This window comes from Nocardia sp. NPDC051463 (assembly GCF_040681975.1).
In the GTDB taxonomy this organism is placed as follows: domain Bacteria; phylum Actinomycetota; class Actinomycetes; order Mycobacteriales; family Mycobacteriaceae; genus Nocardia.
In genome coordinates, this window is record NZ_JBFBAB010000033.1 from 32,470 (window position 1) to 57,953 (window position 25,484).

Sequence of the window (25,484 nt, forward strand, 5' to 3'; positions counted from 1 at the left end):
TTGACTATCGTTCAGTAGGATGGTCGCGTGAGTACCAAAGGCGCCGGAGAGACCGTGAAGCGCACCCGGCTCAGCCCGGACGAGCGCCGCACGCAGTTGATTACCTTGGGTGCCAAGATGCTTGGCGAACGGGCTATCGAAGACATCTCCATCACCGAGATCGCCGAACGGGCAGGCATCTCCCGCGGCCTGCTGTTCCACTACTTCCCGACCAAGCAGGATTTCCAGCTGGCGATCGTGCACCACGCAAACGCCGAACTGCTGGAACGCGTCGCTCCCGACCGCTCACTCGGTACTTTCGATATGCTGCGCGACTCGATCGATCGCTACATCGCCTACGTCAGCGACAACCGCACGTCCTACCTCGCGCTGCTGCGCGGTCCCGCCAGCGCCAGTCCACTGTTGGTCACCCTGGTCGAGGAAACACGCAATGCCATCGTCGGCATCATCCTCATCGAGGCTCCGGTCCCGGTCGATGATGCCGACCGCCCCCGCCTGCTCCTGGCTCTGCGCGGCTGGATCGCCTTCGTCGAGGAAACCACCCTCAGTTGGCTTCGCGACGAACCCATCTCCCGCGACCAGCTGGTAGATCTATTGGTCGAATCCCTTGCGGCCCTTGCGCTTTCGCTCAGTCCCGCGCTTGCCGCCGCGCTTCGTGGGTGACGGATATACCCTGACGTATGGGTCTGTCTCGCCGGGAGCTGTTGAGATTCGGCACCGCCGGATCGGTTGCGGTGCTGGTCGGCGCGTCGGCGGCCGGTAGCGGGCAGTTTCGGACGCCGCGGTGGCCGGGGGACCCGTTCAGTCTGGGAGTGGCATCGGGAGATCCCACCTCCGATGGGGTGGTGCTGTGGACCCGGCTGGCTCCCGACCCGTTCGCCCCGGACGGGCTCGGCGGAATGCCACTCGCTCCGGTGACTGTGGAATACGAAGTCGCTCATGACGAGCGCTTTCAACGGGTAGTGGCCCGGGGTAGCGCGGTGGCGACACGTGCGCTCGCCCACACCGTGCATCCCGAGGTTCGTGGATTGGCCCCGGACCGCTGGTACTTCTACCGCTTTCGCGCGGGATCGGCGATCTCGCCGATCGGCCGGACCCACACCGCACCGCCGCCGGGCCGACCCACCGCACGCATGCGTTTCGCCTTCGCCTCCTGTCAATCATGGACTTCCGGCTTCTATACCGCTTACGAGCACATGAGCGCCGAAGACCTCGATCTGGTCGTGCATCTCGGTGACTACATCTACGAACGCGGCTGGAACCGTGGCCGCGAGGGTATGACAGTCGAGCCGCAGTTCCGTGCCGAAGCGGTCGATCTGGCCGGCTACCGGCTGCGCTACGCACAGGCCAAAGCTGAGCTGCCGCTGCGTGCCGCGCACGCCGCGTTCCCCTGGCTGGTCACCATGGACGACCACGAGGTCGACAACAACTGGGCCGCCGACGCGCCGGGGCTGGGGCTCGACATCTATCGCATTCCTGCGCTGTTCCGCCGCCGCCGCGCCGCCGCCTTCCAAGCGATGTACGAGCACCAGCCGCTGCGGATCGAACAGCTGCCTGCCGGGCCGAACATGCGTTTGCATCGGCGCTATGGTTTCGGCGACCTCGCCGAGATCACCATGCTCGACACTCGGCAATACCGCAGCAGGCAGGCATGCGATGGCAACAATGTCGCCGACTGCGCCGACCGGCTGGCCATCGATCGCACGATACTCGGTGCACAGCAACGTGATTGGCTGCTCAACGGGTTCTCCGACTCCGCGGCCCGTTGGCAGATCATCGGCAATCAGGTGGCGATGAGCCGTTCGGACTACGATCCCGGCCCCGCCACCGACCTCGGCGCCGATGCCTGGGACGGGTACGTCGCCGACCGCAACACCGTGCTCGGCGCCGCCGCCGACCGTGGCGTGCGCAACCTCGTCGTGATCACCGGCGACCGGCACCACAACTACGCCGCCGATCTGCGCCGCGACTATGCCGATCCCGAATCACCCGTCGTCGCATCGGAATTCACCGGAACATCGATCACAAGCGGTGGCGACGGTGCCGACATCAACGCCACCGGCCGCAACCTGCTCGCCGCCAATCCCGACATGAAATTCTTCAACGCACAACGCGGCTATGTCCGCGTCGAACTCGATCAAGAATTGTGGCGCAACGACTTCCGCGTCGTGCCGTATATTCGCCGCCCCGGCGCGCCCATCCACACTCGCGCCAGTTTCGTTGTGCAAGATCGGGCGCCCGGTGTCACCGAGGCAGCGCGCCCCGACATCTCCACCAGCCATACACCGGAACCCGACGCCGCAGGCCGTCCACCCCAACCACGGTGATGTCGCGGGCAGCAGGCATCGACTGCTCAGCACCCCTACACTCGGCGACATGTTTCTCCGACGGCTGATCGCCCTCTGCGTTTTCGCGCTGCTCGCCTCGTTCGGCGCGGCTGCCTGCACCGTCGAAGGGCCGGGCACCAAGTCCGACTGCAATGTCAGCGGCTGCATCGTCACCTTTACCCGCGGCGTGCACGCCAAGGCCACCGTCCTCGGTGTCGATGCCGAACTCGTCGCCGTGAACGGCAATCTGATCACCCTGAAGGTGGCCGGTCAGGAGGTCACAATCCCAGCCGGGCAAACCCAGCCCGCCGACGGGGTCAATGTCACCGTGCAGGAAATCACCGACGAGAAGGTCGTAGTCAAGTTCGCCACCGGCATCACCACCGGCAACTAGCGCCCCCGACTACCGGCCCCTCACCTTTGCCGTCGTTGATGGCGAAGGTCGTTGGCCTGTACCGCACCGGCTCGTCGAATCTCGTGCTCACCTCAGCACTCCTGCTCGGCTCAACGGGGAGGCTGGAGGCCACTGTCGAACAACAACGCCGGGTCGAATCGCTCTGCGAGAGAGGCGGATTCGACCCGGCGTGAGGTCATGGACGTACCGGCGAACTAGCTGGTCGGCTCGAAGGCCTCGTCGATGATCTCCTGCTGTTCCACCGCGTGCACCTTGCTCGAACCCGAGGACGGGGCCGACATGGCGCGGCGCGAGATGCGGCGGAGCTTGGTGAAGCGCTCGGGGAGGAGCTCGGGGAGGTTGAGGCCGAAGAATGGCCACGCGCCCTGGTTGGCCGGTTCCTCCTGGACCCACGCGATGTCGGTCGCGTTGGGGTAGGTCGCGAGTGCCTCGTTGAGGCGGAACTTGGGCAGCGGGTAGAGCTGCTCGATCCGCACGATGGCGATGTCCTCGCGGTTGCCCTTGGTCTTCGCCGCGACCAGCTCATAGTAGAGCTTGCCGCTGGTCATCAGGACCCGCTTGACCTTGTTGCCGTCACCGATGCCCTGCTCGTAGGTGGGCTCGTTGAACACCGAGTGGAACTTCGACTCGGTGAAGTCCTTCAGGTCCGAGACCACAGCCTTGTTGCGCAGCATCGACTTCGGGGTGAAGACGATCAGCGGGCGACGGATGCCGTCGAGCGCGTGGCGACGCAGCAGGTGGAAGTAGTTCGCCGGGGTGGACGGCACGGCGACCGTCATCGAGCCCTCGGCGCACAGCTGCAAGAAGCGCTCGATCCGACCGGAGGTGTGGTCGGGACCCTGGCCCTCGTGGCCGTGCGGCAGCAGCAGCACGACGTCCGACAGCTGACCCCACTTGGCCTCACCGGAGGAGATGAACTCGTCGATGATGGACTGCGCGCCGTTGACGAAGTCACCGAACTGCGCCTCCCACAACACCAGTGCGTTGGGGTTGCCCAGCGAGTAGCCGTACTCGAAGCCGACCGCCGCGTACTCGCTCAGCGCCGAATCGTGTACCGCGAACCAACCGGGGTTGGTGCTGCCGATGTTGTGCAGCGGGGTGTACTCCTCGGCCGTCTTGCGGTCGATGATCACCGAGTGCCGCTGGGTGAACGTGCCACGACGCGAGTCCTGACCGGTCAACCGCACAGCGCGGCCTTCGTCGATCAGGGTGCCGAAGGCCATCAGCTCGGCGAAGGCCCAGTCGACCTTGCCTTCGTAGGCCATCTCGCGCCGCTTCTCCAGCACCGGCTTGACGCGCGGGTGCACGTTGAAGCCGTCCGGCACATTGAGGAAGGCGTCGCCGATGCGCTGCAGCACCGTCTTGTCCACGGCCGTCACGACGGTGGTCGGCACCTGCTGGTCGTCCTCGACCGATTCGCTCGGCTCCGGGACGTACTTCTCCAGCTCGCGGACTTCGTTGAAGACTCGCTCCAGCTGACCCTGGTAGTCGCGCAGGGCGTCCTCGGCCTCTTTGAGGGAGATGTCGCCACGGCCGATCAGGCTCTCGGTGTAGGCCTTGCGGACCGAGCGCTTGGTGTCGATGACGTCGTACATGTACGGCTGGGTCATCGACGGGTCGTCGCCCTCGTTGTGGCCGCGACGCCGGTAGCAGATCATGTCGATCACGACGTCCTTGCGGAACTTCTGCTTGAAGTCCACCGCGAGACGTGCCACCCAGTCGCAGGCTTCCGGGTCGTCGCCGTTCACGTGGAAGATCGGCGCGCCGATGAACTTCGCGATGTCCGTGGAGTATTCGGTCGAGCGGCTGTTCTCCGGCGCCGTGGTGAAACCGATCTGGTTGTTCACCACGATGTGGATGGTGCCGCCGACACGGTAGCCACGCAGACCCGACAGGTTCAGCGTCTCGGCGACCACGCCCTGACCGGCGAATGCGGCATCACCGTGCAGCATCAGCGGGACAACGGAGTAGCCCTCCGGGCCGTCGCCCTTGTCGAGGATGTCCTGCTTGGCGCGGACCAGACCCTCGAGCACCGGGTCGACCGCTTCCAGGTGCGACGGGTTGGCGGTCAGCGAGACCTCGATCTCGTTGTCGCCGAACATTTGCAGGTAGGTACCGTGCGCGCCGAGGTGGTACTTCACGTCGCCGGAGCCGTGCGCCCCCGCCGGGTTCATGTTGCCCTCGAACTCGGTGAAGATCTTCGAGTACGGCTTGCCGACGATGTTGGCGAGCACGTTGAGGCGACCGCGGTGCGGCATGCCGATGATGACCTCGTCGAGCGAGTGCTCGGCGCACTGGTCGATGACCGCGTCCATCATCGGGATGACGGCCTCGGCGCCTTCCAGCGAGAAGCGCTTCTGGCCGACGTACTTGGTCTGCAGGAAGGTCTCGAAGGCCTCCGCCGCATTCAGTCGGTTCAGGACGTACTTCTGCTGCGCGACAGTCGGCTTCGCGTGCTTCTGCTCGACCCGCTCCTGAATCCACTGCAGCTGCTCGGTGTCGAGGATGTGGGTGTACTCCACACCGACGTGGCGACAGTAGGCGTCGCGCAGCACCGAGAGCACCTCGCGCAGCTTCATTTGTTCCTGGCCGTGGAAGCCGCCCACATTGAAGGTGCGGTCGAGGTCCCACAGGGTCAGTCCGTGCTGGGTGACGTCGAGGTCGGGGTGGCTGCGGAACTTGTCCTTGACCAGACGCAGCGGATCGGTGTCCGCCATCAGGTGGCCGCGGTTGCGGTAGGCCGCAATCATTTCCAGCACCCGCGAGCTCTTGTCGACGCCGCGCTCACGGACGTCCTTGCGCCAGCGCACCGGCTCGTAGGGCACGCCGAGGCCGTGGAAGATCTCGTCGTAGAACTCGTCGCTGATCAGCAGCTGGTGGATGGTGCGCAGGAAATCACCGGACTCCGCGCCCTGGATGATGCGGTGGTCGTAGGTGGAGGTGAGCGTCATCAGCTTGCCGATGCCGATATCGGCGATGCGCTCTTCGCTCATGCCCTGGAACTCGGCCGGGTACTCCATGGCGCCCGCGCCGATGATCGCACCCTGGCCCGGCATCAGTCGTGGCACCGAGTGCACGGTGCCGATGGTGCCGGGGTTGGTCAGCGAGATGGTGACACCGGTGAAGTCCTCGGTGGTCAGCTTGCCGTCACGGGCCCGACGGACGATGTCCTCGTAGGCGGTGTGGAATTGACCGAAGGTCATGTCCTCGCAGCCCTTGATGGCGGCCACGACGAGGGTGCGGCTGCCGTCCTTGCCGGGCAGGTCGATGGCGAGACCCAGGTTGGTGTGCGCGGGGGTGATCGCGTTCGGCTTGCCGTCGATCTCGGCGAAATGCCGGTTCAGATTCGGGAAAGCCTTGACGCCCTGCACGATCGCGTACCCGAGCAGGTGGGTGAACGAGATCTTGCCGCCGCGCGTGCGAGCCAAGTGGTTGTTGATGACCAGACGGTTGTCGATCATCAGCTTGGCCGGAATGGCACGCACGCTCGTCGCCGTGGGGATGCTCAGCGAGGCGGACATGTTCTTGACGACCGCGGCGGCCGCGCCGCGCAGCACCTTCGATTCGTCGGCGGCCGCGGCGGGCTTGGGGCCGCCGGAGGTGGGCGCCGCGTTCGAGGTGGGCGCCGGAGTCGTCTGCGGGGTGCGCGCGGTGGCCTTGGCCGCCGGTGGTGCTGCTGCTGCGGGCTTCGCCGGTGCCGGGGCGGGCGCGGCAGGTGCCGGAGCGGCCGGGGCAGGTGCAGCTGCGGCGGGCGCGGGTGTGGCGGAAGTCATAGCCGTCTGCGTGGACGGCGCGGCTTGCGCGGGTGCGGCGGGAGCCGCGGTCTGGCTGTTACCGGAATCTCCAGTGGCTTCGGGGGTGTAATCAGCGAGGAACTCGTGCCAACTCTCGTCTACCGAAGATGGATCCTGTTTGTACTTCTGATACATCTCATCGACTAGCCACTGGTTCTGTCCGAACTGGGAAGTTGAGCTGCTCACAGCAGGTGTTCGCCTCATTTCGTTCTTCGCGCTGCGACGTTTGTGACGTGCCCGGCACGGGGATCAGCGGATGCGCGCCGATGCGCCCTATCTGAGGATAGGCCCAGCAGCAAACCGGCGGATCTACTGACCACCCGACAGTCCCGATCCCATACGTGACGACTCGTCTGTGACCGAGAATATTCCCCCCGTTTCCCGAGCCGCAGCCCATAGCCGGGAATACGGGCCCGCAGCGGCCACCAGGGCCTCGTGTGTGCCGACTTCCGCGATCTTTCCGTGATCGACGACGGCGATCCGATCGGCGCGCGCTGCCGTGCCGAGTCGGTGCGCGACGACGACGGTGGTGCGTCCGCGGGTCAGCGAACTGCTGGCAAACATCACCGCTGCCTCGGTGTCCGGGTCGAGTGTCGCGGTGGCCTCATCCAGCAGCAGCAGGTTCGGGCCGACCAGCTCGGCTCTGGCGAGTGCGACGAGTTGGCGTTGCCCCGCCGAGAGTCCGCGTCCGCGCTCGCCGACCGGGTGGCGCATGCCGAGCGGGAGCGCGGCGATCATGTCCGTGGCGCCGACCGCCGCGGCGGCCGTCGCGATCTCGGCCTCGGTCGCGGACGGCTTTCCGAACGCGATGTTGCTCGCCACATCGCCGGTGAAGAGGTGCGCCTCCTGCGGGACGATGCCGAGGCGGGACCGGTAATCGGTGAGGCGGTAGCGGCGAATGTCGATACCGTCGACGCGGATCGCGCCGGTTACCGGACTTCCAGTCGGGTCGCCGGCGGTGTCGTCGTCGAGATTCCGGACACAGTGTTCGGAATCATAGTTCACGTCGTGGTCGTGGGGCAGATCGTAGAGGCGAGCGAGCAGCTTGACGATGGTGGATTTTCCCGCGCCTGTCGGGCCGACCAGCGCGAGGGTCGAGCCCGCCGGGATATGGAGCGATACGCCGTCGAGGGCGGGTGCGTCGGTGCCCGGGTAACGGAAATGAACGTTGTCGACGGCGACCTCGCCACGCAGACCGTCCGCGATCGCGACCGCCTGCGCAGGATCCGCGGCGATCGAGGACGGTGTGCGCAACAGCTCCCCGATCCGCCGCAGGCCCACCTTGGCCTGCTGATACCCGTCGAATACCTGCGAGAGCTGCAGAATCGGCCCGAACAACAGCTCCAGATACAGCACGAAAGCGATCAGCGTCCCTGGACTGGTGGTGTTGCCCGCAACCGCATGGGCGCCGACGAACACCACCACCGCCAGCGCCAGATCGGCCCACGCGGTGACGAACGCGAAGTACATCGAAATCGCGCGCTGCGCCCGCATCCGGCTGTTGCGGTAGCGCGCAGAGTATTCCGCGAACCGGTGCGCCGCGAACGGTTCGTGGCGACTGGCCTGCACCGCGCGCAGACCGCTGACGTTCTCCTGGAAATCGGCGTTCACCGCCGAAACGTCTTCGCGTGACACTGTGTATGCGGTCGAGGAGACACGACGGAACAGCCAGGTCGCGACCGCGAGCGGCGGCAAGGCGACCAGCACCGCCGCGGCCAGTGACGCATCGATGATCAGCAGTGCGACCGCGATGCCTACCAGGGTCAGACCGCCGATCAGCGTGGTCGCCAGACCGGTCTGTAGGAAGGTCGACAAAGCGTCGATATCGGTGGTCATCCGGGTCATGATGCGGCCGGACAGTTCTCGTTCGTAGAAGTCGAGGCCGAGCCGTTGCAGGTGGGCGTAGCTGCGCACGCGCAGGCCGTAGAGCACCCGTTCGCCGGTGCGTGCGGTGAGCACGGTCGCTGCCGCGGCGACCGCCGAGCCCGCAAACACCAGCAGCGCACCGAGTGCCGCCGCGGTGAGCAGGGCGCCGGAATCCGCATGGCCGACGCCGGAATCGATCGCATAGCGGACGATCGGAGGGAAGGCGACGCCGATCAGTGCATCCAGCGTCAGCAAACCGATCACGAGGAGTACCAGCCAGCGGACCGGCCGCAGCAGCCGAGCCAGCCGGAAACCGGGATCGGGCTCCCGCAGCCGCCGCTCGTCCAGGCCGGGTGCTTCGGTGGCCGGTGGCAGCCGTTCGATATCGCGGCGCAACTCGGGTGTTTCGCTGAGATCGGCCGCCGCACCCGACGCGGGTCCGCCGATCCCAGCGGACCGATGCCCGCTGCGGATCGGCACGGCAGCGACATCCAGATGCTCGAGGTGATGCGTCACTGTGGGAGCGGGCAGGCGGATCACCCGGTCGGCGTGGGCCAGGGTGGATTCGCGGTGCGCCAGGATCACCGTCGTGCGCCCGCCCTGATCCGGCAGTGTGTCGAAGATCGCAGCCTCGGTCACGGCGTCGACCGCGGAGGTGGCGTCGTCGAGCACCAGGATCCGCGGCCGTGCCAGCAGCGCGCGTGCCAGCGCGATCCGCTGGCGCTGACCACCGGACAGCGTCAACCCGCGCTCGCCGACCACAGTGTCATAGCCGTCGGGCAATGCGGTGATGAAGTCGTCGGCCGCGGCCAGCTCGGCGGCGCGGCGGATCTCGGCGTCGGTGGCGTCCGGATTACCGAGGGCGATATTGGCGGCGATGCTGTCGGAGAACAGGAACGGGTCGTCGAAGACCACACCGATCGCACTGCGCAGGTCGGCGGCTCGGACGTCCGCGATATCGATGGCACTCGGATGTGCGTGGTCTGCCGTGGGTCGGCTGGTCGCCGACACACCCGACGGCCGGTGCGATGGGTCGATTCGCGGCTCGGTGCTGCGTGTCTCGACGGCGTGATCGAGTTCCGGAATCGACGCCAATGATGGGGCAGCGGTGGTGTCGGTTTCGGTGCCGAACAGGCGGATGGCGCCGGCGTTGGGTGTATAGAAGCGCGGCAACAACAGCGACAGTGTGGTCTTGCCGGAACCGGCGGGACCGATGATCGCCACCGTCTCGCCGGGGTGCACGATCAGGTCGAGGTCGCGCAGCACCGGGCGGTCGCTGTCGAATCCGAAGGTAAGGGAGTCTATTTCGATGCCGAGCGGGCCTTCGGGCAGCGCGACCGGGTGGGTGGGGTCGGCGATAGTCGGCGCGGTGTCGATCACCTGGTAGACCCGTTCGGCCGCCGCACGGGTCAGCTGGGCCATGATCACCACCGAGGTCATGGTGCGGGTGGTTGTGGTCATGGTGGCCACATACGCGGCGAAGGCGAAGAAGGTGCCGATGCCGATGGCGTCGTGCTGTGCGAGCCACCCGCCGAAGGCGACCACAGCGACCAGACCTGCCTGCGGGACCGCCGATACGGTCGGTGCGAACCGCGCGTTGATCTTCGCCGCGCGCATGCGCTCGGCATACAGGGTCCTGCCGTGCCGCTCGAGCACCTCGACCATGCGGGCTTCCTGCCCGAACCCCTTCACCACGCGAACGCCGGTGACCGTCTCCTCGACGTGCTGGGCGACCTCGGCGGCGCGCTGCTGCGCGGACCAGGTCGCGGCGTACAGCCGGGGCCGCATCCGATAGACGACCAGCGCGATCACCGGAACAACCAGCAGCGCGGCGGCCGCGAGCGGCGGCGACAGCCACACCATCACCGCGGCTGCGAGCAGGAACTCCAGCAGTGCAAGCCCCGACAGCGGCGCCATGGCCAAGAGGCCCTGCACCAATTGCAGATCGGTGATAGATCGGGACACCACCTGGCCGGTGCGCATCGCGTCCTGCCCGGTCCCGTCCAGTCTCTGCAACGACCCGAGCAGTTGCAGCCGCAGGCTGTGCTGCACATCCAACGACAGCCGTCCCGCCAGCATTCTGCGCCCGAACGCGGCCACGAACCGTCCCACCGCGAGCACCGCCAGTAGCCCTGCGACCACGCCGATGACGTCGGTATCGCCGACACCCGCCGCATCCAGCGCCCGCTTGGTGAGCAGCGGCGCCGTGATCTCCACTACCGCACCGACCGCCAATGCGGCTGCGATCCCCGCGAGCAGCCCGCCGTGCGACCGGCTCTCGGCCCACAGCCTGCGCATCCAACCGCGCGGACCCACGCCCATCAGCTGCTCACTCACATCAGGTGCTCACCCATCTCGATCGTCTCGGTCGACACCCGAGTCGACGTTAACGACGCGAACCGGCACACCGTTGTTCCCAGTGGCAGCTATCGGATCGCCGATCACAACTCGCGTTGGCGCACCGACCACCAGCCCGCGCCCGCGACGCCGATGGTCCACAGCAGCAGGACAACGACGGCCGCGGGAGCAGGGGCGAGGAAGTCGCTGTCGGGGAAGGAACCCACGACCACAGTGCTGACGGTGGCGGCGCCGGGGAGCATGGTGGCGAAGCCCGCGATACCGAGGCCTTCGGCGACGAGCCAGCTCAGCGGTTCCACGACGACGAGCCAACCGAGCAGCGCGGCGACCGCGCGGGTCGGGGTACGTAACAGTAGTCCGAGGCCTGCGCCGATCAGTGACCAGCATGCCGCGGCGAGCAGGCCGCCGCCGAGCACGGTGAACAGCCGCAGGCCGAAGTCGAACTTGCCATGCCCGAACCCGATCAGGCAGGCCATGGCGATCAGTTCGACGAGGAACGTGATCGCCAGCGCGAATCCCGCGGTGACGACGAGTTTCGCGGTGACGAGCCGATCGCGGTCCGCGGTGAACAATTGGGTCACCGACATGGTGGCGTACCGGTATTCGGCACCCGCGCCCGACGCACCGAATGCGCCGGATACCAGGATTGCCGCCACGAGGCCGAGGTACAGGCCGATTGTCGCGGCGCCGGTTGCGGGATCGCCCTTCGGGTCGGCGGGCCCGGCGAGGATGGCGGTGACCGCACTCGCGACGAGCGCGACCGCGGCCACGCCGATGCCGAGGATCTGGCTCGCACGCAGCGTGATGACCTTGCGGACCTCGGAGTTGACCGCAGGGACGAGGTCTGCGGGCAGGATGTCGATCATCGTGGAATCCCGTAGGGCGTCGGTGTCGGAAGAGGGGCGGCGACTCCGGGATACGGAGTCGGCTGTGGACGAACTTTGGTCAGCGCGGCCAGCACCCGATCGGGATGGATCGGGTCGGGGGTGATGCTGTCGAGGCGTACGCCGGCGACCTCGGCCGCCTCGTGGATCTGTCTGTCGGTGGCGTCGGCCACGGCCAGCCGGCCGTCGGGGCGGATCACCGCGTCGGTGAAGCCCTGTGCGGCAAGCGTTGTCGCCAGCGCGATCGGCGTCGACGATGCGACAACGAGACGATCGGGGTGGCCCCGGCGCAGTTTGGTCGGACTGCCCTCGTACACCACCGAGCCGGCACTCAGCACAATGATGTTGTCCACCATCGGGATTACCGCGGCGAGACTCTCACTGGACAACAGCACTGTGCCGCCGCGCCGGGTATGCCTGCGCAGAAACTCTTGTAGCCATACGCGTTCCGCGCTATCGAGGCCGACGGCGGGCTCGTCGAGAACAAGCAGCGGTGGATCGCCGAGCAGCGCGGTCGCCAAGGCCACCCTGGTCTGCTGTCCTGCGGTCAACGCACCCGCTCTGGTGTTCGCTGTGGCGTCGAGGCCGACGAGTTCGATCACCTCGTCCACCCGGTCGTCCGCGACGCCGACCGCCGCGGCGTACACCAGCAGGTGGTCGCGCGCTGTGCGGGCGGGATGCAGTCCGCGCGGTTCGAGCATGCCGCCGACCGCTCGCGCGGTGCCCGGTAAACCTTGTCCGCCGATCGCGATCGAGCCTGTGGTCGGTTCGAGCAGGCCGAGCAGGATCCGTAGGATCGTCGTCTTGCCCGCACCTGCGGGCCCGACCAGTGCGGCCGCGGTGCCGGCGGTGACGGTGAAGCTCACGTTCTCGACGGCCGCCACCAGGTTGTACCGCTTGCCGATGCCGCGGACGGCGAACGCGGGTCCTCTGCTCGCACTCATCGCGGGGTGGCCGGGGGTTGCGGCTTCGCCGGGTCGATGGCGGTGAGCTGATCGGCTTCGACGATGAGGTGCCGATCGGCAGACCACACCTTCGGTGCGGGCCCGAAGGCCTTGCGCGCGTTGTTGATCGTGGTCTTGCCGAGGGCCCGGTTGCCGACGCCGCCGATCACCGCGCCGATACCCGCTGGGACGATCTTGCCCGCCATCAGCGCCGCACGCTTGGTGATGAAGCGGATGATGAACCGCTTGAGCAGCGAGTCGTTCATGCTCGACAGCCCTGGGATGCGGTTGGCGAAGACGGTGCCCCAATTCTTCGCGGAGTGGCCGACCGTCTTCTCGACGATCTCCATCCCGCTGTCACCGAGCACGACCGCGAGCACCAGCGCCCTGCGCTGTTCTTTGTCGCTGGGGGAGACGCCGTGCACGGCCGCCACCGCAAGGGTGAACACCGCGGAGGCTTCCATGAAGAAGGTCGTTTCGGCGCTGACGGCGGCGATGGCCGCGACGGTGCCGACACCGGGCACCGCGGCCGTCGCGCCGACCGCGCCGCCGCTGCCGGTCACAGCGAGCAGGTACTGCTTCTCCAGCCGCTCGATGATCTGCGCGGGGCTCTCGGCCGGGTGGGAGCGCCGGAGTCGGTCCACGTACTTGGCGACGGCGGGCGCCTGCAGACGCGACCCGGAATCGAGCAGCTCGACGACCGTCTTCTCGAACGCGCCTTTGAACACGGCGTCATCCTCCTCTTCCACCTGTGTTGGGTGAACTGTATGGCACCGATTGCCCTCAGCTCGTCATGACAACGAACTACCCGGCCGGATCGGTTCCGATCAGGATCCGGCAGGCCGGGTGTTCGATCATGCCGGTTGGTTCAGCGCGGGCACCCGTTCGGCGAGCACCGGAGGCGGCGGTGGGGTGCCGTCGCCGAAAGGTCTGCCGCCCAGCGCTTCCCGGCCGTGCGGGGTCAGCCAGTCGGTCAGGTCGGGACCCTTCGGGACGATCATGGTCGGGTTGATGTCGGTGTGCACCACGTAGTAGTGCGTCTTGATCTGTCCGAAGTCGACGGTGTCACCGAACCCCGGCGTCTGGTAGAGGTCGCGTGTGTATGCCCAGAGGACCGGCATCTCACTCAACTTGCTCCGGTTGCATTTGAAGTGGCCGTGATACACCGGATCGAACCGGACCAGCGTGGTGAACAACCGCACGTCGGCCTCGGTGATGGTGTCGCCCACCAGGTATCGCTGTCCGGCCAGCCGCTCCGAGAGCCAGTCGAGGCGGGCGAAGAGTCGATCGTAGGCCGTGTCGTACGCGTCTTGGCTGCCGGCGAACCCGCAGCGGTACACCCCATTGTTGACATCGCGGAAGACCGCGAGATTCACCTCGTCGATCTCGGCGCGCAGCGATTCCGGATAGAGCGCGGGGGCACCGGGGCGGTGGAATTCGGTCCACTCGGTGGAGAAGTCGAGGGTCAGCTGTGCGTAGTCGTTGGTCACCACCTCTCCGGTCGGCACATCGACGATCGCGGGCACGGTGATGCCGCGCGGATAGTCGGGGAAGCGGGCCAGATATGCGTCGCGCAGCCGCGGAATACCCAGCACCGGATCGACCCCGCCGGGATCGAGATCGAAGGTCCAGCTCAGTTTGTTGTGTGTTGGTCCGCACAGTCCGAGCGAGAGCGCGCCCTCCAGCCCGAGCAGCCTACGCACGATCAGCGTGCGATTGGCCCACGGACAGGCCCGCGCCGCAACCAGTCGATAGCGGCCTGCTTCGACCGGGAAGCCATCGCGGCCGTCCGCGGTGATGCGGGTCTGGATGTAGTTGGTGTCCCGTTTGAACTCGCCAGGCTCTACGTAGGAACCGTTTTCGGATACCGACTTGGTCACTCGGACAGTCTCGCAGACGCGGGTGACACGACCGTGCCCTTCCGAGCGGCTGCCTCGTCTTCACTCGGCCTGCCGCGGGCTGTGGGTGGATGGGCGTCCGGGCGGTGTCGCCAGGCGGCTGCCTTGCGTTCGCTCGGCCCGGCGCGGGCGATCGACCGACTGCGTCCGACTGCGGCTCTAGGCTGGCCGAATGAGTGAAACGAAGGCAACCCGTCTGGAACGCGACACCACCGACGGCGGCGCGGAAGTGGCCATCCTCACGCTGGCCAATCCGCCGCTGAACCTCTTCGACCAGGCCATGCTCGATGCCCTGGTCGCCGATCTCGCCGAGTTGTCGGCCCGCCCGCCGCGGGCGCTGCTGCTGCGCGCCGAAGGCAAGCTGGTGTCCGGCGGCGTCGATGTCCACGTCTTCGACGGTCTGTCCACCGAACAGGGCGCCGAACTGTGGCGCAGCCTGTTCGCCCAGATCATCCATCCGCTGGAGGCGCTGCCGTGCCCAGTGGTTTTCGCCGCGCACGGGCTCACCCTGACCGCGGCCTTCGAGATGGCGCTTGCCTGTGATCTGATCCTGGCCGCGCCGAAGGCCAAGTTCGGACTCGTCGAGACGGTGGTCGGCCTGACGCCCTCGATGGGTGGCCCGCAGCGGCTTGCCGAGCGCGCCGGATCCGGCCGGGCCCGCGAGTTCGTGATGACCGGTGATCTCTACGACGCGGTGACCATGGCCGAATGGGGCGTGGTGAACGCTGTGCACGACGACGTCGACACCGCGGCCCGCGAACTGGTGCACCGCCTGGCGCAGGGACCGACGAAGGCACACGCCGCGACCAAACAGATCATCGAGGCCTGGCGCTCCGGCGGTGTGGCGCATGCCGATTCGGTGACTCCGGAGGTTTCCGGAGCCCTGTTCGGCACCGCTGACCTGCGCGGCGCGGTGCGCAGCTTCCTCGAGGCCGGACCGGGCAAGGCGACCTACACCGGCGCGTGAGGATGACGAATATCGAAAAGCGGGGCATGTTCACCGCCTAATCGCAGAAAATATGTGACCGGCGTCATATAGTTCGCCTATGCCTGCCGGATCCAGGCGTGCGGAGGACCCATGTCACAGCTCCTGGTCGAGTACCCACTGACCCGTTCCCAAGCTTGCGACAACCCGCTGGCTCGCGGTGCCGACGGAGTGCTGCGCTACGGGAATCTGACGCCCGCGCTCACCGAACTGCTCGATCTGCAGGTGCACGCCTTCGCGAGCCGGGAGGCCGTCGTGGAAATCGGTGGTCCCCGGCTCACCTACCGTGAGTTGTGGCATTCCGCCTCCCGGATCGCGGGTGGCCTGCAGGAGCACGGCATCGGCTACGGCGACCGGGTCGCCGTCCACATGCCCGCGGGCGCTCGGTGGGTGCAGGCGTTTCTCGGCGCGCTGCTCAGCGGCGCGGTGCCGGTGCTGGTGCACGACGGCCTGCCCGCCGAGGTGGCCGAGCGGGTGATCGCGGACAGCAGTACCGATTTCGTGCTCGGCGCGGGCAGTGCGGCCGGATCGGACGCGCCGCTGCCCGATGGGGCCGCGTTCATCGATGACGGTGCGGGACTGGGCGATCTGGCGTTGCTCTGCTACACCAGCGGCACCGCCGCGCCGATGGGCGTCGAGCTGACCAACGAAAACTTGTTGTCGGCAATCCGTTCGGTGGTCGCGGCGCTGGATCTGCCGACCGACGGCCTACGCAACCTGCTGCTGCTGCCGCTCGCCCATGCCAGCGGATGCGTGGATCAACTGCTGCCGACCTTCGCGGTCGGCGGCACGGTCGTGCTCGCGCCGGATACCCGCAGGCTCGCCGAAACCCTGGTGGCCGAACGGATCGACATGGTGTCGGCGACACCGCGCATCTTCACCCGGCTACTACCGGAACTGGCCAGGCTGCGCACCGATGGCCTCGATACCGAGGGCATCACCCGTGTCAGCAATGCCGGACACCGTGCCGAGCGGGCCGCCGCCGCTGTGGAACCCGCGAGTTTGGCGGCCGCACTGCGGGATATGTTCCCCGCGGCACGGCGCTGGTCGGTGTGGGGCGCGACCGAAACCAGCGGCATCGGTCTGGCCGTCGACGACGACACCGAGGCACCGTCCGGCGCCGACGCGGTGCTCGGATTCCCCTTCGGCGGTACGGAATTGGCGCTGTGGGGCCCGCAGGCTCAGGTCGGTCACGGCGAATTGCTCTGTCGCGGACCGAACGTCAGCCGCCGTTACTGGAACGACCCGAAGTCGACCGCGGATCGCTTCACCGGAAGCTGGTTCCACACCGGTGATCAGGTGACCATCGATGCCGACGGCCTGGTCCGCAGCGGGCTGTCGGCTTAGTCAGCGCTCATTCCAGCAGTCGCTCGCGCAGCCCGGTGCGCAGCTCGTGGGTGAAGCCGATGGCGTCGAGGTACACCTCGAACTCGCCGTGCCGATCGCGCACCGACTCCAGTGCGACCGTGAGGTATTCCGCGCGGACGCCGAGCAGGTCATCGGAAAGCTCCTCGCCCGCAGCCAGTTTCGTCGCCATCATGGCGCGCAGCGACGGCACCGCCGCATTGCTGAGCAGGAAGTCGGCGAGCACGTCTTCCTCGGTGACCGCGACCGCTCGCAGCAGCGTGGCGATTGCCCAGCCGGTGCGGTCCTTGCCCGCGGCGCAGTGCACCAGGACCGCGCCGTCGCCGCGCACAATCGATTCCGCGATGGCGACGATCGCGACGTGCGCCTCGGGCAGTGCGGGAAACATCCGATACACCTCGAGCATGTGCGCGAACGCGGAATGGGTCTGTGCGTCGTGCGGCGGTGCTTCGCCCATCCGTGAATCGAAGGGTGTGATGTTCAGCCGTACGCCTTCGGGCAGGTTGTCGTGCCCGATGTGGTCGATCTCGCGGACGCCGCGCAGGTCGTGCACCTCGGTGACGCCGAGTTCGCGCAGGATGGCGTGGCCGGGTGCGTCCAGCCCGCTGAGTTGGGCCGAGCGCAGCAGCACGCCGGGACGAACCTTCGCGCCGTCGCGGGTGCGCAGGCCGCCGACGTCGCGGAAGTTGAAGGTGCCGGCGAGAAAGAACTGGTCGGCGGGGGGCGAGAGAGTCACCGATCCAGGCTATCGCCCCGTCGGGTGAGGCGAGGGTGTCGTTCCCGGATCGAACACCGAACGGCCTGGTGGTCGATTTGTGAGGAATTATTTGTGTGTTCCGTCACATGCCGGTGGGTCGCTGTGGAGCTGTCCGTACTGTGGAACATCGTGTGTCCAGAGACGGTAGTGGTCGAGAGTCGCGCCCCGGGAGGCGATTCCGGCGGACACCGGGCGGTCGCGGACCTATTCCGTTTGGGTAACAAAACATTCTTCCAGTCTGGTAATGCCCGCCGAACCTATTCTTAAACCCCGATAAGCCCTTACTATTGCTGGATGTTGGACCGGGCAGCCAGGGAATTCCCTAGTGGAGGGATTCTCGGGAGCGGCCCGCCATGTTCAGCGAGTCGCGCCGACGTTGGTGCGCGAGTTCTTTCGCCGAGGGAGTCGTCGTTGAGCGTTCGTGGAGAAATAGCGGAGGGCCGGTTGCGACCGACCATCTGCGAGGCTGTCGAGAAGGCGGCCGCTTCGCTCGATATCACCGGAGTGCGGGCGTTGCGGGTCCTGCTGCATGCCGGAGTGAGCGCGTATTGGCCGGTAGTCAAGGCCACCCCGACCAGGCAGATCCGCGCCTATGAAGTAACCGTGCAGACGCTGCGGCAGCGCTGGGAGTTGCAGACCGAATGCATTCCTGATCCGACCGCGTCGGCGGTGTATCGCGAGATGGACACCGAGGTCGCGGTCTTCCTCGACCTGTGTGCCGCGAAATCCGGCGCCCAGTGGTTGGAGCCGGTGGAGGCCATCGCCGCCTACGCGGTGTCGGTACTGCAGGGAACCGTGCTGCGTTGGCTCGCTGACTGCAATGACGAGACCACGCTGGTGGTGCTCGACGACCTGGTCAGCAGCTTGGCCACCCGGGCCGCCGAAGTGTGAGGACTGTCGGCGACCGCGTGTCGGTCGCTCGGCGGGGCCGCGACTGGCCATCGGCCATTACTGGACGTGTGACCAGTTTGGTGGTTGAGTTGTACCGGTGACCCCGACGTCGCCGATTGTCGCGCTGGATACCGCCACGGCCGAGCTCGACCCGCCGCTGGCCGCCCTCGACCTGACCGCACTGCGGGCCAACGCCGCCGACCTGGTGCGCCGCGCGCGTGGCGTGCCGGTGCGCGTGGCCAGCAAGTCGGTGCGGTGCCGGGCCGTGCTCGAGCAGGTGCTCGGGCACGGGTTGACCGCCGATGGCGGGTTCGCGGGCATCATGTCGTACTCACTGGCCGAAGCCATCTGGTTGGTTCGCCGCGGCGCCCGTGACGTGCTGCTCGGCTATCCGGTCGTCGACCGCGCCGCGCTTGCCGAACTCGCCGCCGACGACACCCTCCGACAATCCATCACTCTGATGATCGATGATGTCGCGCAACTGGAGTTGATCCGTGCGGCGGTCGGCAGCGAGCGTGTTCGCCCACGGATCTGTCTCGATGTGGACGCCTCGTTGCGGATCGGGCCGCTGCACCTGGGCGTTCGCCGCTCGCCCATTCGCACCCCCGATCGGGCGGCGGAGCTCGCCCGGGTCGCGATAGGGCGCGGCTTCGAGGTGGTCGGCGTGATGACCTACGAAGCGCAGATCGCTGGGCTGCCCGACTCCAACATCGCGGTACGGCTGGTGAAGAAGGCCTCTGCGGCCGAAATAACCAAGCGCCGCAAGCGGGTTCTCGACGCGGTCCGTTCGGTGGTCGGCACGCTGGAGATCGTCAACAGCGGCGGTTCCGGATCGATCGAGGTCAGCATTGCCGACCCCGAGGTCACCGAGGTGACGGCGGGCTCAGGTCTGTACGTGCCGACGTTGTTCGACCACTACCGCTCGTTCACCCCACGCCCCGCGCTGTACTTCGCCACATCGGTGCTGCGCAAGCCGACGCCGTCCATTGCCACCGTCTTCGCGGGTGGCTACATCGCCTCCGGTCCGACGGGTGCGTCGCGGGTGCCGAAGCCGGTGTGGCCCAGTGGGTTGCGGCTGATCGGCACCGAGGGCGCGGGCGAGGTGCAGACGCCGCTGTCCGGCGCTGCTGAACTGCGGATCGGTGACCGGGTCTGGTTCCGCCACGCCAAGGCGGGCGAGCTGTGCGAGCGCTTCGAGCGCATCCATCTGGTCGACAGCGACGGCACCAGGACAGCGGTGCCCACTTACCGCGGTGAGGGTAACTGCTTCGGCTGAGGTCGCCGTCCGTTGCTCTTCGGGATGGCCAACAGGATTGCCGACTTTCGGCAATTCCGAGCCTCCGAATTGCACATTGAATACCAACCGGTCTGGCTGTAAATTCGTCTTGAGTACTGGCCGGCGTTTATGGAATTGGTTTCATCCGATGAATTCGATTCGCTAATACCCATACTCCGAATAGGTATTGGAGACGACCGGATCGGTGCGAACTGTGCGGACGGCCACGGGATTACGACAAGACCCGCATTGCGCAGCGTGTACATCGATGGCCGTGTGCCATGACCTCGCGTGCCGCGATTCAGCTCAGGTGCAGGAAGCTCGCCAGGTCCGACAGATCATCCGCGGCAGCGGGCAGGTACTCGGTGAGCAGTGGCGAGCGGATGATGGTCGCCTTCCACATGGCACGGCAGAGTGCGGCCTGGATCAGGCTGCGTGACAACAGATACCCCATGCCGTATGGCGCGTCCGCTGGGCTCGAGGTGGTCATCGAGAGCAGGACGACGGCGGCCTCCCTGCCCCGGAAGCGGTCGGCCGTGCCGACCAGAACATCCTCGATCTTGGCGCGCGCGAGCAGCGTCCGGATCAAACCGACCTGGGCGCTGTAGGGCGCGACGACGAAGATGTCGTGCGGATGCAGCCGCCTGGTCATCGCGCCGGTCGTCCACGGCAGCCCGAGTAGGGCGCGCACCCGGCGGACCACCTCGCGCGCCTCGGCCACCGACTCGATGGAGTTGCCGGTGTGTTCGACGAGCACGGTGTCGACGCCGGGCGCCACGTCGTCGAGCTGTCGTGCGAGCGTGACGGTTTCGTTGGAGCGCAGCCTGCTGTCGTAGTACAGGCGGGAAATCGGTTCACAGACCCGCGGATGCATCCGCCAGGTCCGGTCCAAGAAGTAGCCGCGTTCGGCGGGCAGGGTGTTGCGTCCCTCGGTGAGCCAGCCGAGCACCGACTCACCGACCGGCTCCGGGTGGGCACTGCGCGTTGTCGACGGCGCCGGGTCGCCGAGCAGCAACAGGTTGCGCGCGCTGACGGCGACCGCGACGGTGTCGGCCAGCGGAAAGCTGCCCGCGTCGGCGATCACGAGCAGGTCGAGACGCTCGTGGGACACCAGCGCGTCGTCGGCGAAATCCGCCGGGCTGCCGCCGAGTACGCACCCGTTGACGGCGTTGTCCAGGAATCGCGGGTACCGGGCGCCCTCGATCACCGCCCACTCCGGCGCCACCGACCGCACGTCCTTCTTCGCGACGAGTTCGGGCAGCACCCCGATCTCGACGATCAGGTCGAGCATGTTCTCGACGGTCGAATGCGTGGGCGCGACAATACCGATCCGCCACCTGTGCCGGGTGACGAGGCGTTCGATCGCGCGGGCGACGGTGGAGATCTTGCCGGTGCCCGACGGGCCCTGCACCGCGAGATAGGAGTTGTCGAGGTCGCGCACGGCGGTGGTGATCGCCGCGGCGTGGTCACCGTGCACATCGGGCAGGCCGCCTGCGCGCTGCGAGCGGGGCGGGCGGCGGGCCAGGATGTCGAATATCGCGCCGGACGGGATCTCGGGCAGTGCCATCAACAGCTGTTGGGCGACGAATTCGACGGCGGTCTCTACGGTTTCGTCCCAGACGGGTAGTCCCGGCGCGATGGCTGTCGGTAGCTCGTCGTAGGGCTCGCACCCCTCCGACAGCAGTTCCTCCAGCCGCACGGTGTCGTCGAAGTCCGCGTCCACCGAACAGCCGAGGACGGTGGCGACAGCGGTAGCCCGCCGCCCGACCGCGGTGACCATGCCGGCGGCGACAGGGCGATCGTAGAAGGTGTACACCATGGTTCCCGGTGCCAGCACGGTGTGCGCCGCCACCGCGCCCGCGGTGTGTGGTCCCGGCCCGGAAGCGCCCGCCGCACCGCTACCCGCAGCGCTCGAACCCGACGCCGCACCCCAGCCGATGCCGATGCGTCCGGTCAGCGTGAGGTATCGGCGCATGGTCGCGCGGTGCGGGCTGCGATGCCATTTGGTGTCCACCGTGCCCCAGTCCGCGACGAGAACACCTGGGGCGTCGGCCCATTCGTCGACCGGATGGCTGAGCCGATCGGCGTGTGCCCACCACAGCGGTTGGCGTTCGCGCCGGTGATAGCCGAGCGCCGCGGCCAGCAGCGCGGCCGGATGGTGGGGCTGCTGATGTGTCACAGCGAATTCCGCGAGCGCCGCCTCGATCGAGGAGGGGCGCGAGGGTGGCGCGAGATCCGCCTCGTCGGGTTCGGTCACCAGGCACCACGAACTCGCGCGCTCGAGCGTCACCGCCTGTGGGTCGATCCGCTGTTCGGCGGCCCGGTCCACCAGCCAGTCCCGCAGGCGCAGCACGGTCAGACAATCGCGTTCGGTGATCGAGGAATGCGCCTCGCCCGGAAGCAGCCGCCGGAGCCTGCTCAGTCGGTAGGACCGTTCGCCGATGAGCAACGCGTTGCGCACGATCGGATACAGATCCACCACAATGCCCGCGCGCAGCAGGTCGTCGACGATCTCCTCGCCGCTGCCGTGCGCGCCGGTCCAGCGCAGCAGCGCGGACCTGACCCCGGAGGAGTAGTGGTAGACGTGCATGTCCGGGTACATCCGCTTGCGCTGCGCCAAATAGCCGAGCACCTCCTCCAGCACACGACGCTGTTCGGCGACATCGTCGGCGGCTGTCATCCGGAAGGCCAGATGGACGGTGCCCGGTCCGCCCACCTCGACGCCGATCGGCTGCCCGCCAGGCCCTTCGTCGATGGTCAGCGAGAGGTCCCCGGGCGAGGGAGGCGGCAGGGCGCCGAGTGCGATCACGTCGACGAGGTGATGCGTCGGCTTCCCGGAATCCTCGCGGCGCAGCTGGATTTCGGCTTGTTTGCGCAGCCCGCCGAAGGTTCGTGGTGGTAGGCCCGCCACGGTGGTTTCGGTGACGGCGAGCCGATCGATGGTGCTGACACCCGCTTCGCGCAATCGCGCACGCGCGGTGCGCGGCATCCCGGCGACCAGGAGTAGATCGCGCGCGGCCGCGAGCGCCGTGGTGCAGGTCGGGCAGTGCCCACAGGCCAGGTAACGGGGATCGCCCCACTGGACAGGAAGCAGTTCGCTGAGCTTGTCGTCCAGGATGCGTTCGACCCGGCGGCGGCGCGCGAGGTACACCGGCACCAAGTCGGCGAGTGTGTGGGTCGTGCTGTGTTCGCCGATGTACAGCCGGACCAGTGGTGCCGTCAGTGCGCCGGAGCCGTCCAAAGCTTCGGCGCACGCGGCTAGTTCGAGCGTGGCACCCACATGATCCGGCGGGCTCGCGGCGGTACCGTGCACGGTGTAGCGGACCCGATGACCCGCCCGCACCAGGAAATCGCAGGAGCAGGCGAACCGACCGTCGAAAAAGGTCGCGCCGTGGATCACATGCACGCCGGCCCGCAGCGCGGCGACCGTCCCGGCGTGCGCTTCCCGCAATGCGTCGATGCGAGCCGACGATCCGTCGAGTTCGCGCCCCCCACCTTCGGGCCCGCGCGCCCCGCATTCGACTTCGACCATCGAGCTACCGAACCGGTCTCGGAAGTCCGCGAGCCTGTGTGCCCTCGCATCGTCGAACCCGCCGCGCAGCCGCGCAACCGGTTCCGGTGCGGTGTCCGCGACGGGCACGAGATTGCCCAGTTCGGCATCGAGGGCGCGTAACAGCGCGAACTCACACTGCGCCGCGCGCACGAGATCGACGGCGGAGCAAACGACACGATCACCGAACACGAACAATCGCGGCCCTCCTGTGTCTTTGCGGGACACCGCCCCCGGGTCTTCGCGGGACTCCCGCTACCGACTAGCGCTGCAATACACGCTGGACGGCAACACTGTAGCTAGCGCGCCTGACCTCGATGAACCCTCCCCGGTTCAGGAGCGTGGCTGACGCCGCTCCGGGCGCTTGCTGCTCGCGCCTTCGCGGCGCGGCGCGCGGTTGAACGGCCGCTGTCCGGGCGGACCGTAGTCCGGCGTCAGCTGGATGAGCTGACCGCTGATCCTGGTGCGGCGCAAGGCTTCCAGCGTTTCCGCAGGGAGGTTCGCAGGCAATTCGACCAGGCTGTGGTCAGGCCGGATGCTGATGTGCCCGAAGTCGCTGCGCCGCAGTCCGCCCTCGTTGGCGATCGCGCCGACGATCGCACCGGGCACGACGCGATGCCGCTTGCCGACACTGATTCGGTAGGTCACCAATTCGGCGCCGGTTGCCCGCTGATGCGACGGCCCGCTACCGCGCGGTCCTTCGTCGTCGAAGCGACGCGGTGCGCGTTCACGCGGTTCGCGGCGCACGCGTTCGGGCTCCGGCGGTTCCGGCTGCATCAGGAAGTTGTCGCCGTCGCGGGAGAGCACGGCCAGCGCCGCCGCGATGTCGACGAGCGGAATGTCGTGCTCGCGTTCGTAATCCTCGATGAGCCTGCGGAACAGCTGTAGGTTCGACGAGGCCAGGCTCTCGGTGATGTCGTCACCGAACTTGGCGACGCGCTGGGCGTTCACGTCATCCACACTCGGCAGCTGCATCTCGGTCAGCGGATGCCGGGTGGCACGCTCGATCGACTTGAGCAGGTGCCGTTCCCGCGGCGCGACGAAAAGCAGTGCCTCACCGCTGCGCCCGGCGCGCCCGGTGCGGCCGATGCGGTGCACGTAGGACTCGGTGTCGTGCGGAATGTCGTAGTTCACGACATGCGAGATGCGGTCCACATCCAGACCACGCGCGGCGACGTCGGTGGCGACCAGGATGTCCAGCGCACCGGACTTCAGCTGTCCGATGGTGCGCTCGCGCTGGTTCTGTGCGATATCACCGTTGATAGCGGCCGCGGAGAAGCCACGGGCGCGCAGCTTTTCGGCAAGCTCCTCGGTGGCCTGCTTGGTCCGCACGAAGATGATCATCGCCTCGAACGTCTCGACCTCGAGGACCCTGGTCAACGCGTCCAGCTTGCGCTGGTGGGAGACCTGCACCCAGCGTTGGGTGATGTTGGTCGCGGTCGAAGTCTTCGACTTCACCGTAATTTCGACCGGATCGTTCAGGTACTGCTTGGAGATCTTGCGGATCGCCGCGGGCATTGTCGCGGAGAACAGCGCGACCTGCTTGGTCGACGGAGTTTCCCCGAGGATGCGCTCGACGTCCTCCTGGAAGCCCATCTTCAGCATTTCGTCGGCCTCGTCGAGCACCAGGTACTTCAGCTGCGACAGGTCGAGCGTGCCCTTCTCCAGGTGGTCGATCACCCGGCCGGGCGTACCGACGACCACGTGTGCGCCGCGACGCAGGCCCGAGAGCTGGACGCCGTAGGCCTGGCCGCCGTAGATCGGCAGCACGTGCAGCCCGGGAATGTGAGTGGCATAGCGGCCGAAGGCCTCGGCGACCTGGATCGCGAGCTCGCGGGTCGGGGCCAGCACAAGGGCTTGTGGAAGTTTGCCGGAGGTTTCGAGACCCATCAGGATCGGGATCGCGAACGCCGCGGTCTTACCGGTGCCGGTTTGGGCGAGGCCGACCACATCGGCCCCGGACAGCAGTGGCGGAATCGTCGCAGCCTGAATCGGCGACGGCGACTCGTAACCGACATCGGCGATGGCCGCGAGAACGCGCTCATCGATGCCGAGATCGGCGAAAGTCGGGCCGTCGTTGTCCCTGTCGTTGTCGCCAGGAACGCTGTCGACCTGATTGGTACTCATTGACCAGGAGTTTACTGCCTCCCGGTAGTCGTCCCGGCCACCGGCCC

Annotated in this window: 16 protein-coding genes; 7 read left to right on the top strand and 9 right to left on the bottom strand. The window is 67.4% G+C overall.

The annotated features are described in order from the left end of the window. Nucleotides 1–27 precede the first annotated feature (27 nt). The 3 genes from AB0M74_RS30415 to AB0M74_RS30425 are packed head-to-tail and all read left to right on the top strand — an operon-like array spanning nucleotide 28 to nucleotide 2,721. Nucleotides 28–663: a TetR/AcrR family transcriptional regulator gene (locus AB0M74_RS30415; RefSeq protein WP_366529736.1), complete on the top strand. Its 636-nt coding sequence runs from the start codon at nucleotides 28–30 to the stop codon at nucleotides 661–663. Between the two features lie 17 nt (nucleotides 664–680). Then, nucleotides 681–2,327, top strand: coding sequence for an alkaline phosphatase D family protein (locus AB0M74_RS30420; RefSeq protein ID WP_366529737.1), 1,647 nt, complete (start codon nucleotides 681–683; stop codon nucleotides 2,325–2,327). Nucleotides 2,328–2,376: 49 nt separating this feature from the next. Next, nucleotides 2,377–2,721 carry a hypothetical protein gene (locus AB0M74_RS30425; RefSeq protein WP_366529738.1) on the top strand — a complete coding sequence of 115 codons (345 nt, stop codon included), beginning with the start codon at nucleotides 2,377–2,379 and terminating at the stop codon, nucleotides 2,719–2,721. A gap of 215 nt (nucleotides 2,722–2,936) precedes the next feature. Here AB0M74_RS30425 and AB0M74_RS30430 read toward each other — a convergent pair whose 3' ends face one another. The 6 genes from AB0M74_RS30430 to AB0M74_RS30455 form a co-directional block, all read right to left on the bottom strand. Continuing rightward, nucleotides 2,937–6,740 carry a multifunctional oxoglutarate decarboxylase/oxoglutarate dehydrogenase thiamine pyrophosphate-binding subunit/dihydrolipoyllysine-residue succinyltransferase subunit gene (locus tag AB0M74_RS30430; protein WP_366529739.1) on the bottom strand — a complete coding sequence of 1,268 codons (3,804 nt, stop codon included), beginning with the start codon at nucleotides 6,738–6,740 and terminating at the stop codon, nucleotides 2,937–2,939. Between the two features lie 105 nt (nucleotides 6,741–6,845). Continuing rightward, nucleotides 6,846–10,724 carry an ABC transporter ATP-binding protein gene (locus AB0M74_RS30435; protein WP_366529782.1) on the bottom strand — a complete coding sequence of 1,293 codons (3,879 nt, stop codon included), beginning with the start codon at nucleotides 10,722–10,724 and terminating at the stop codon, nucleotides 6,846–6,848. 119 nt (nucleotides 10,725–10,843) lie between these two features. Continuing rightward, nucleotides 10,844–11,626, bottom strand: a complete 783-nt coding sequence (locus AB0M74_RS30440; RefSeq protein WP_366529740.1) for an ABC transporter permease — start codon at nucleotides 11,624–11,626, stop codon at nucleotides 10,844–10,846. Then, complete coding sequence (locus AB0M74_RS30445) at nucleotides 11,623–12,588, bottom strand: ABC transporter ATP-binding protein (RefSeq protein WP_366529741.1); 966 nt, start codon at nucleotides 12,586–12,588, stop codon at nucleotides 11,623–11,625. The genes AB0M74_RS30440 and AB0M74_RS30445 overlap by 4 nt, the downstream gene beginning before the upstream one ends. Continuing rightward, nucleotides 12,585–13,316 carry a hypothetical protein gene (locus tag AB0M74_RS30450; RefSeq protein WP_366529783.1) on the bottom strand — a complete coding sequence of 244 codons (732 nt, stop codon included), beginning with the start codon at nucleotides 13,314–13,316 and terminating at the stop codon, nucleotides 12,585–12,587. The genes AB0M74_RS30445 and AB0M74_RS30450 overlap by 4 nt, the downstream gene beginning before the upstream one ends. Nucleotides 13,317–13,442: 126 nt before the next feature. Continuing rightward, a complete protein-coding gene (locus AB0M74_RS30455; RefSeq protein ID WP_366529742.1) occupies nucleotides 13,443–14,468 on the bottom strand; it encodes a glutathione S-transferase C-terminal domain-containing protein in 1,026 nt (341 codons plus the stop codon). 190 nt (nucleotides 14,469–14,658) lie between these two features. Between AB0M74_RS30455 and AB0M74_RS30460 the strand changes: the two genes are divergently transcribed. Further along, the gene (locus AB0M74_RS30460; RefSeq protein ID WP_366529743.1) at nucleotides 14,659–15,453 is read left to right on the top strand and encodes an enoyl-CoA hydratase/isomerase family protein; all 795 of its coding nucleotides are present in this window, start codon (nucleotides 14,659–14,661) and stop codon (nucleotides 15,451–15,453) included. Between the two features lie 111 nt (nucleotides 15,454–15,564). Then, nucleotides 15,565–16,818 carry an AMP-binding protein gene (locus AB0M74_RS30465; RefSeq protein WP_366529744.1) on the top strand — a complete coding sequence of 418 codons (1,254 nt, stop codon included), beginning with the start codon at nucleotides 15,565–15,567 and terminating at the stop codon, nucleotides 16,816–16,818. 7 nt (nucleotides 16,819–16,825) lie between these two features. Here the strand turns inward: AB0M74_RS30465 and AB0M74_RS30470 are convergent, their stop codons facing one another. Beyond that, nucleotides 16,826–17,572 carry a tyrosine-protein phosphatase gene (locus tag AB0M74_RS30470; RefSeq protein WP_366529745.1) on the bottom strand — a complete coding sequence of 249 codons (747 nt, stop codon included), beginning with the start codon at nucleotides 17,570–17,572 and terminating at the stop codon, nucleotides 16,826–16,828. A gap of 432 nt (nucleotides 17,573–18,004) precedes the next feature. Between AB0M74_RS30470 and AB0M74_RS30475 the strand changes: the two genes are divergently transcribed. Next, on the top strand, nucleotides 18,005–18,484 hold the full coding sequence (locus tag AB0M74_RS30475; protein WP_366529746.1) for a TetR family transcriptional regulator: 480 nt from the start codon (nucleotides 18,005–18,007) through the stop codon (nucleotides 18,482–18,484). A gap of 97 nt (nucleotides 18,485–18,581) precedes the next feature. Continuing rightward, a complete protein-coding gene (locus AB0M74_RS30480) occupies nucleotides 18,582–19,760 on the top strand; it encodes an amino acid deaminase/aldolase (protein WP_366529747.1) in 1,179 nt (392 codons plus the stop codon). Nucleotides 19,761–20,061: 301 nt separating this feature from the next. Here AB0M74_RS30480 and AB0M74_RS30485 read toward each other — a convergent pair whose 3' ends face one another. Together AB0M74_RS30485 and AB0M74_RS30490 are read right to left on the bottom strand one after the other, a co-directional pair. Further along, a complete protein-coding gene (locus AB0M74_RS30485) occupies nucleotides 20,062–23,502 on the bottom strand; it encodes an AAA domain-containing protein (protein WP_366529748.1) in 3,441 nt (1,146 codons plus the stop codon). A gap of 141 nt (nucleotides 23,503–23,643) precedes the next feature. Then, on the bottom strand, nucleotides 23,644–25,437 hold the full coding sequence (locus AB0M74_RS30490) for a DEAD/DEAH box helicase (RefSeq protein ID WP_366529749.1): 1,794 nt from the start codon (nucleotides 25,435–25,437) through the stop codon (nucleotides 23,644–23,646). Between the last annotated feature and the right edge of the window lie 47 nt (nucleotides 25,438–25,484).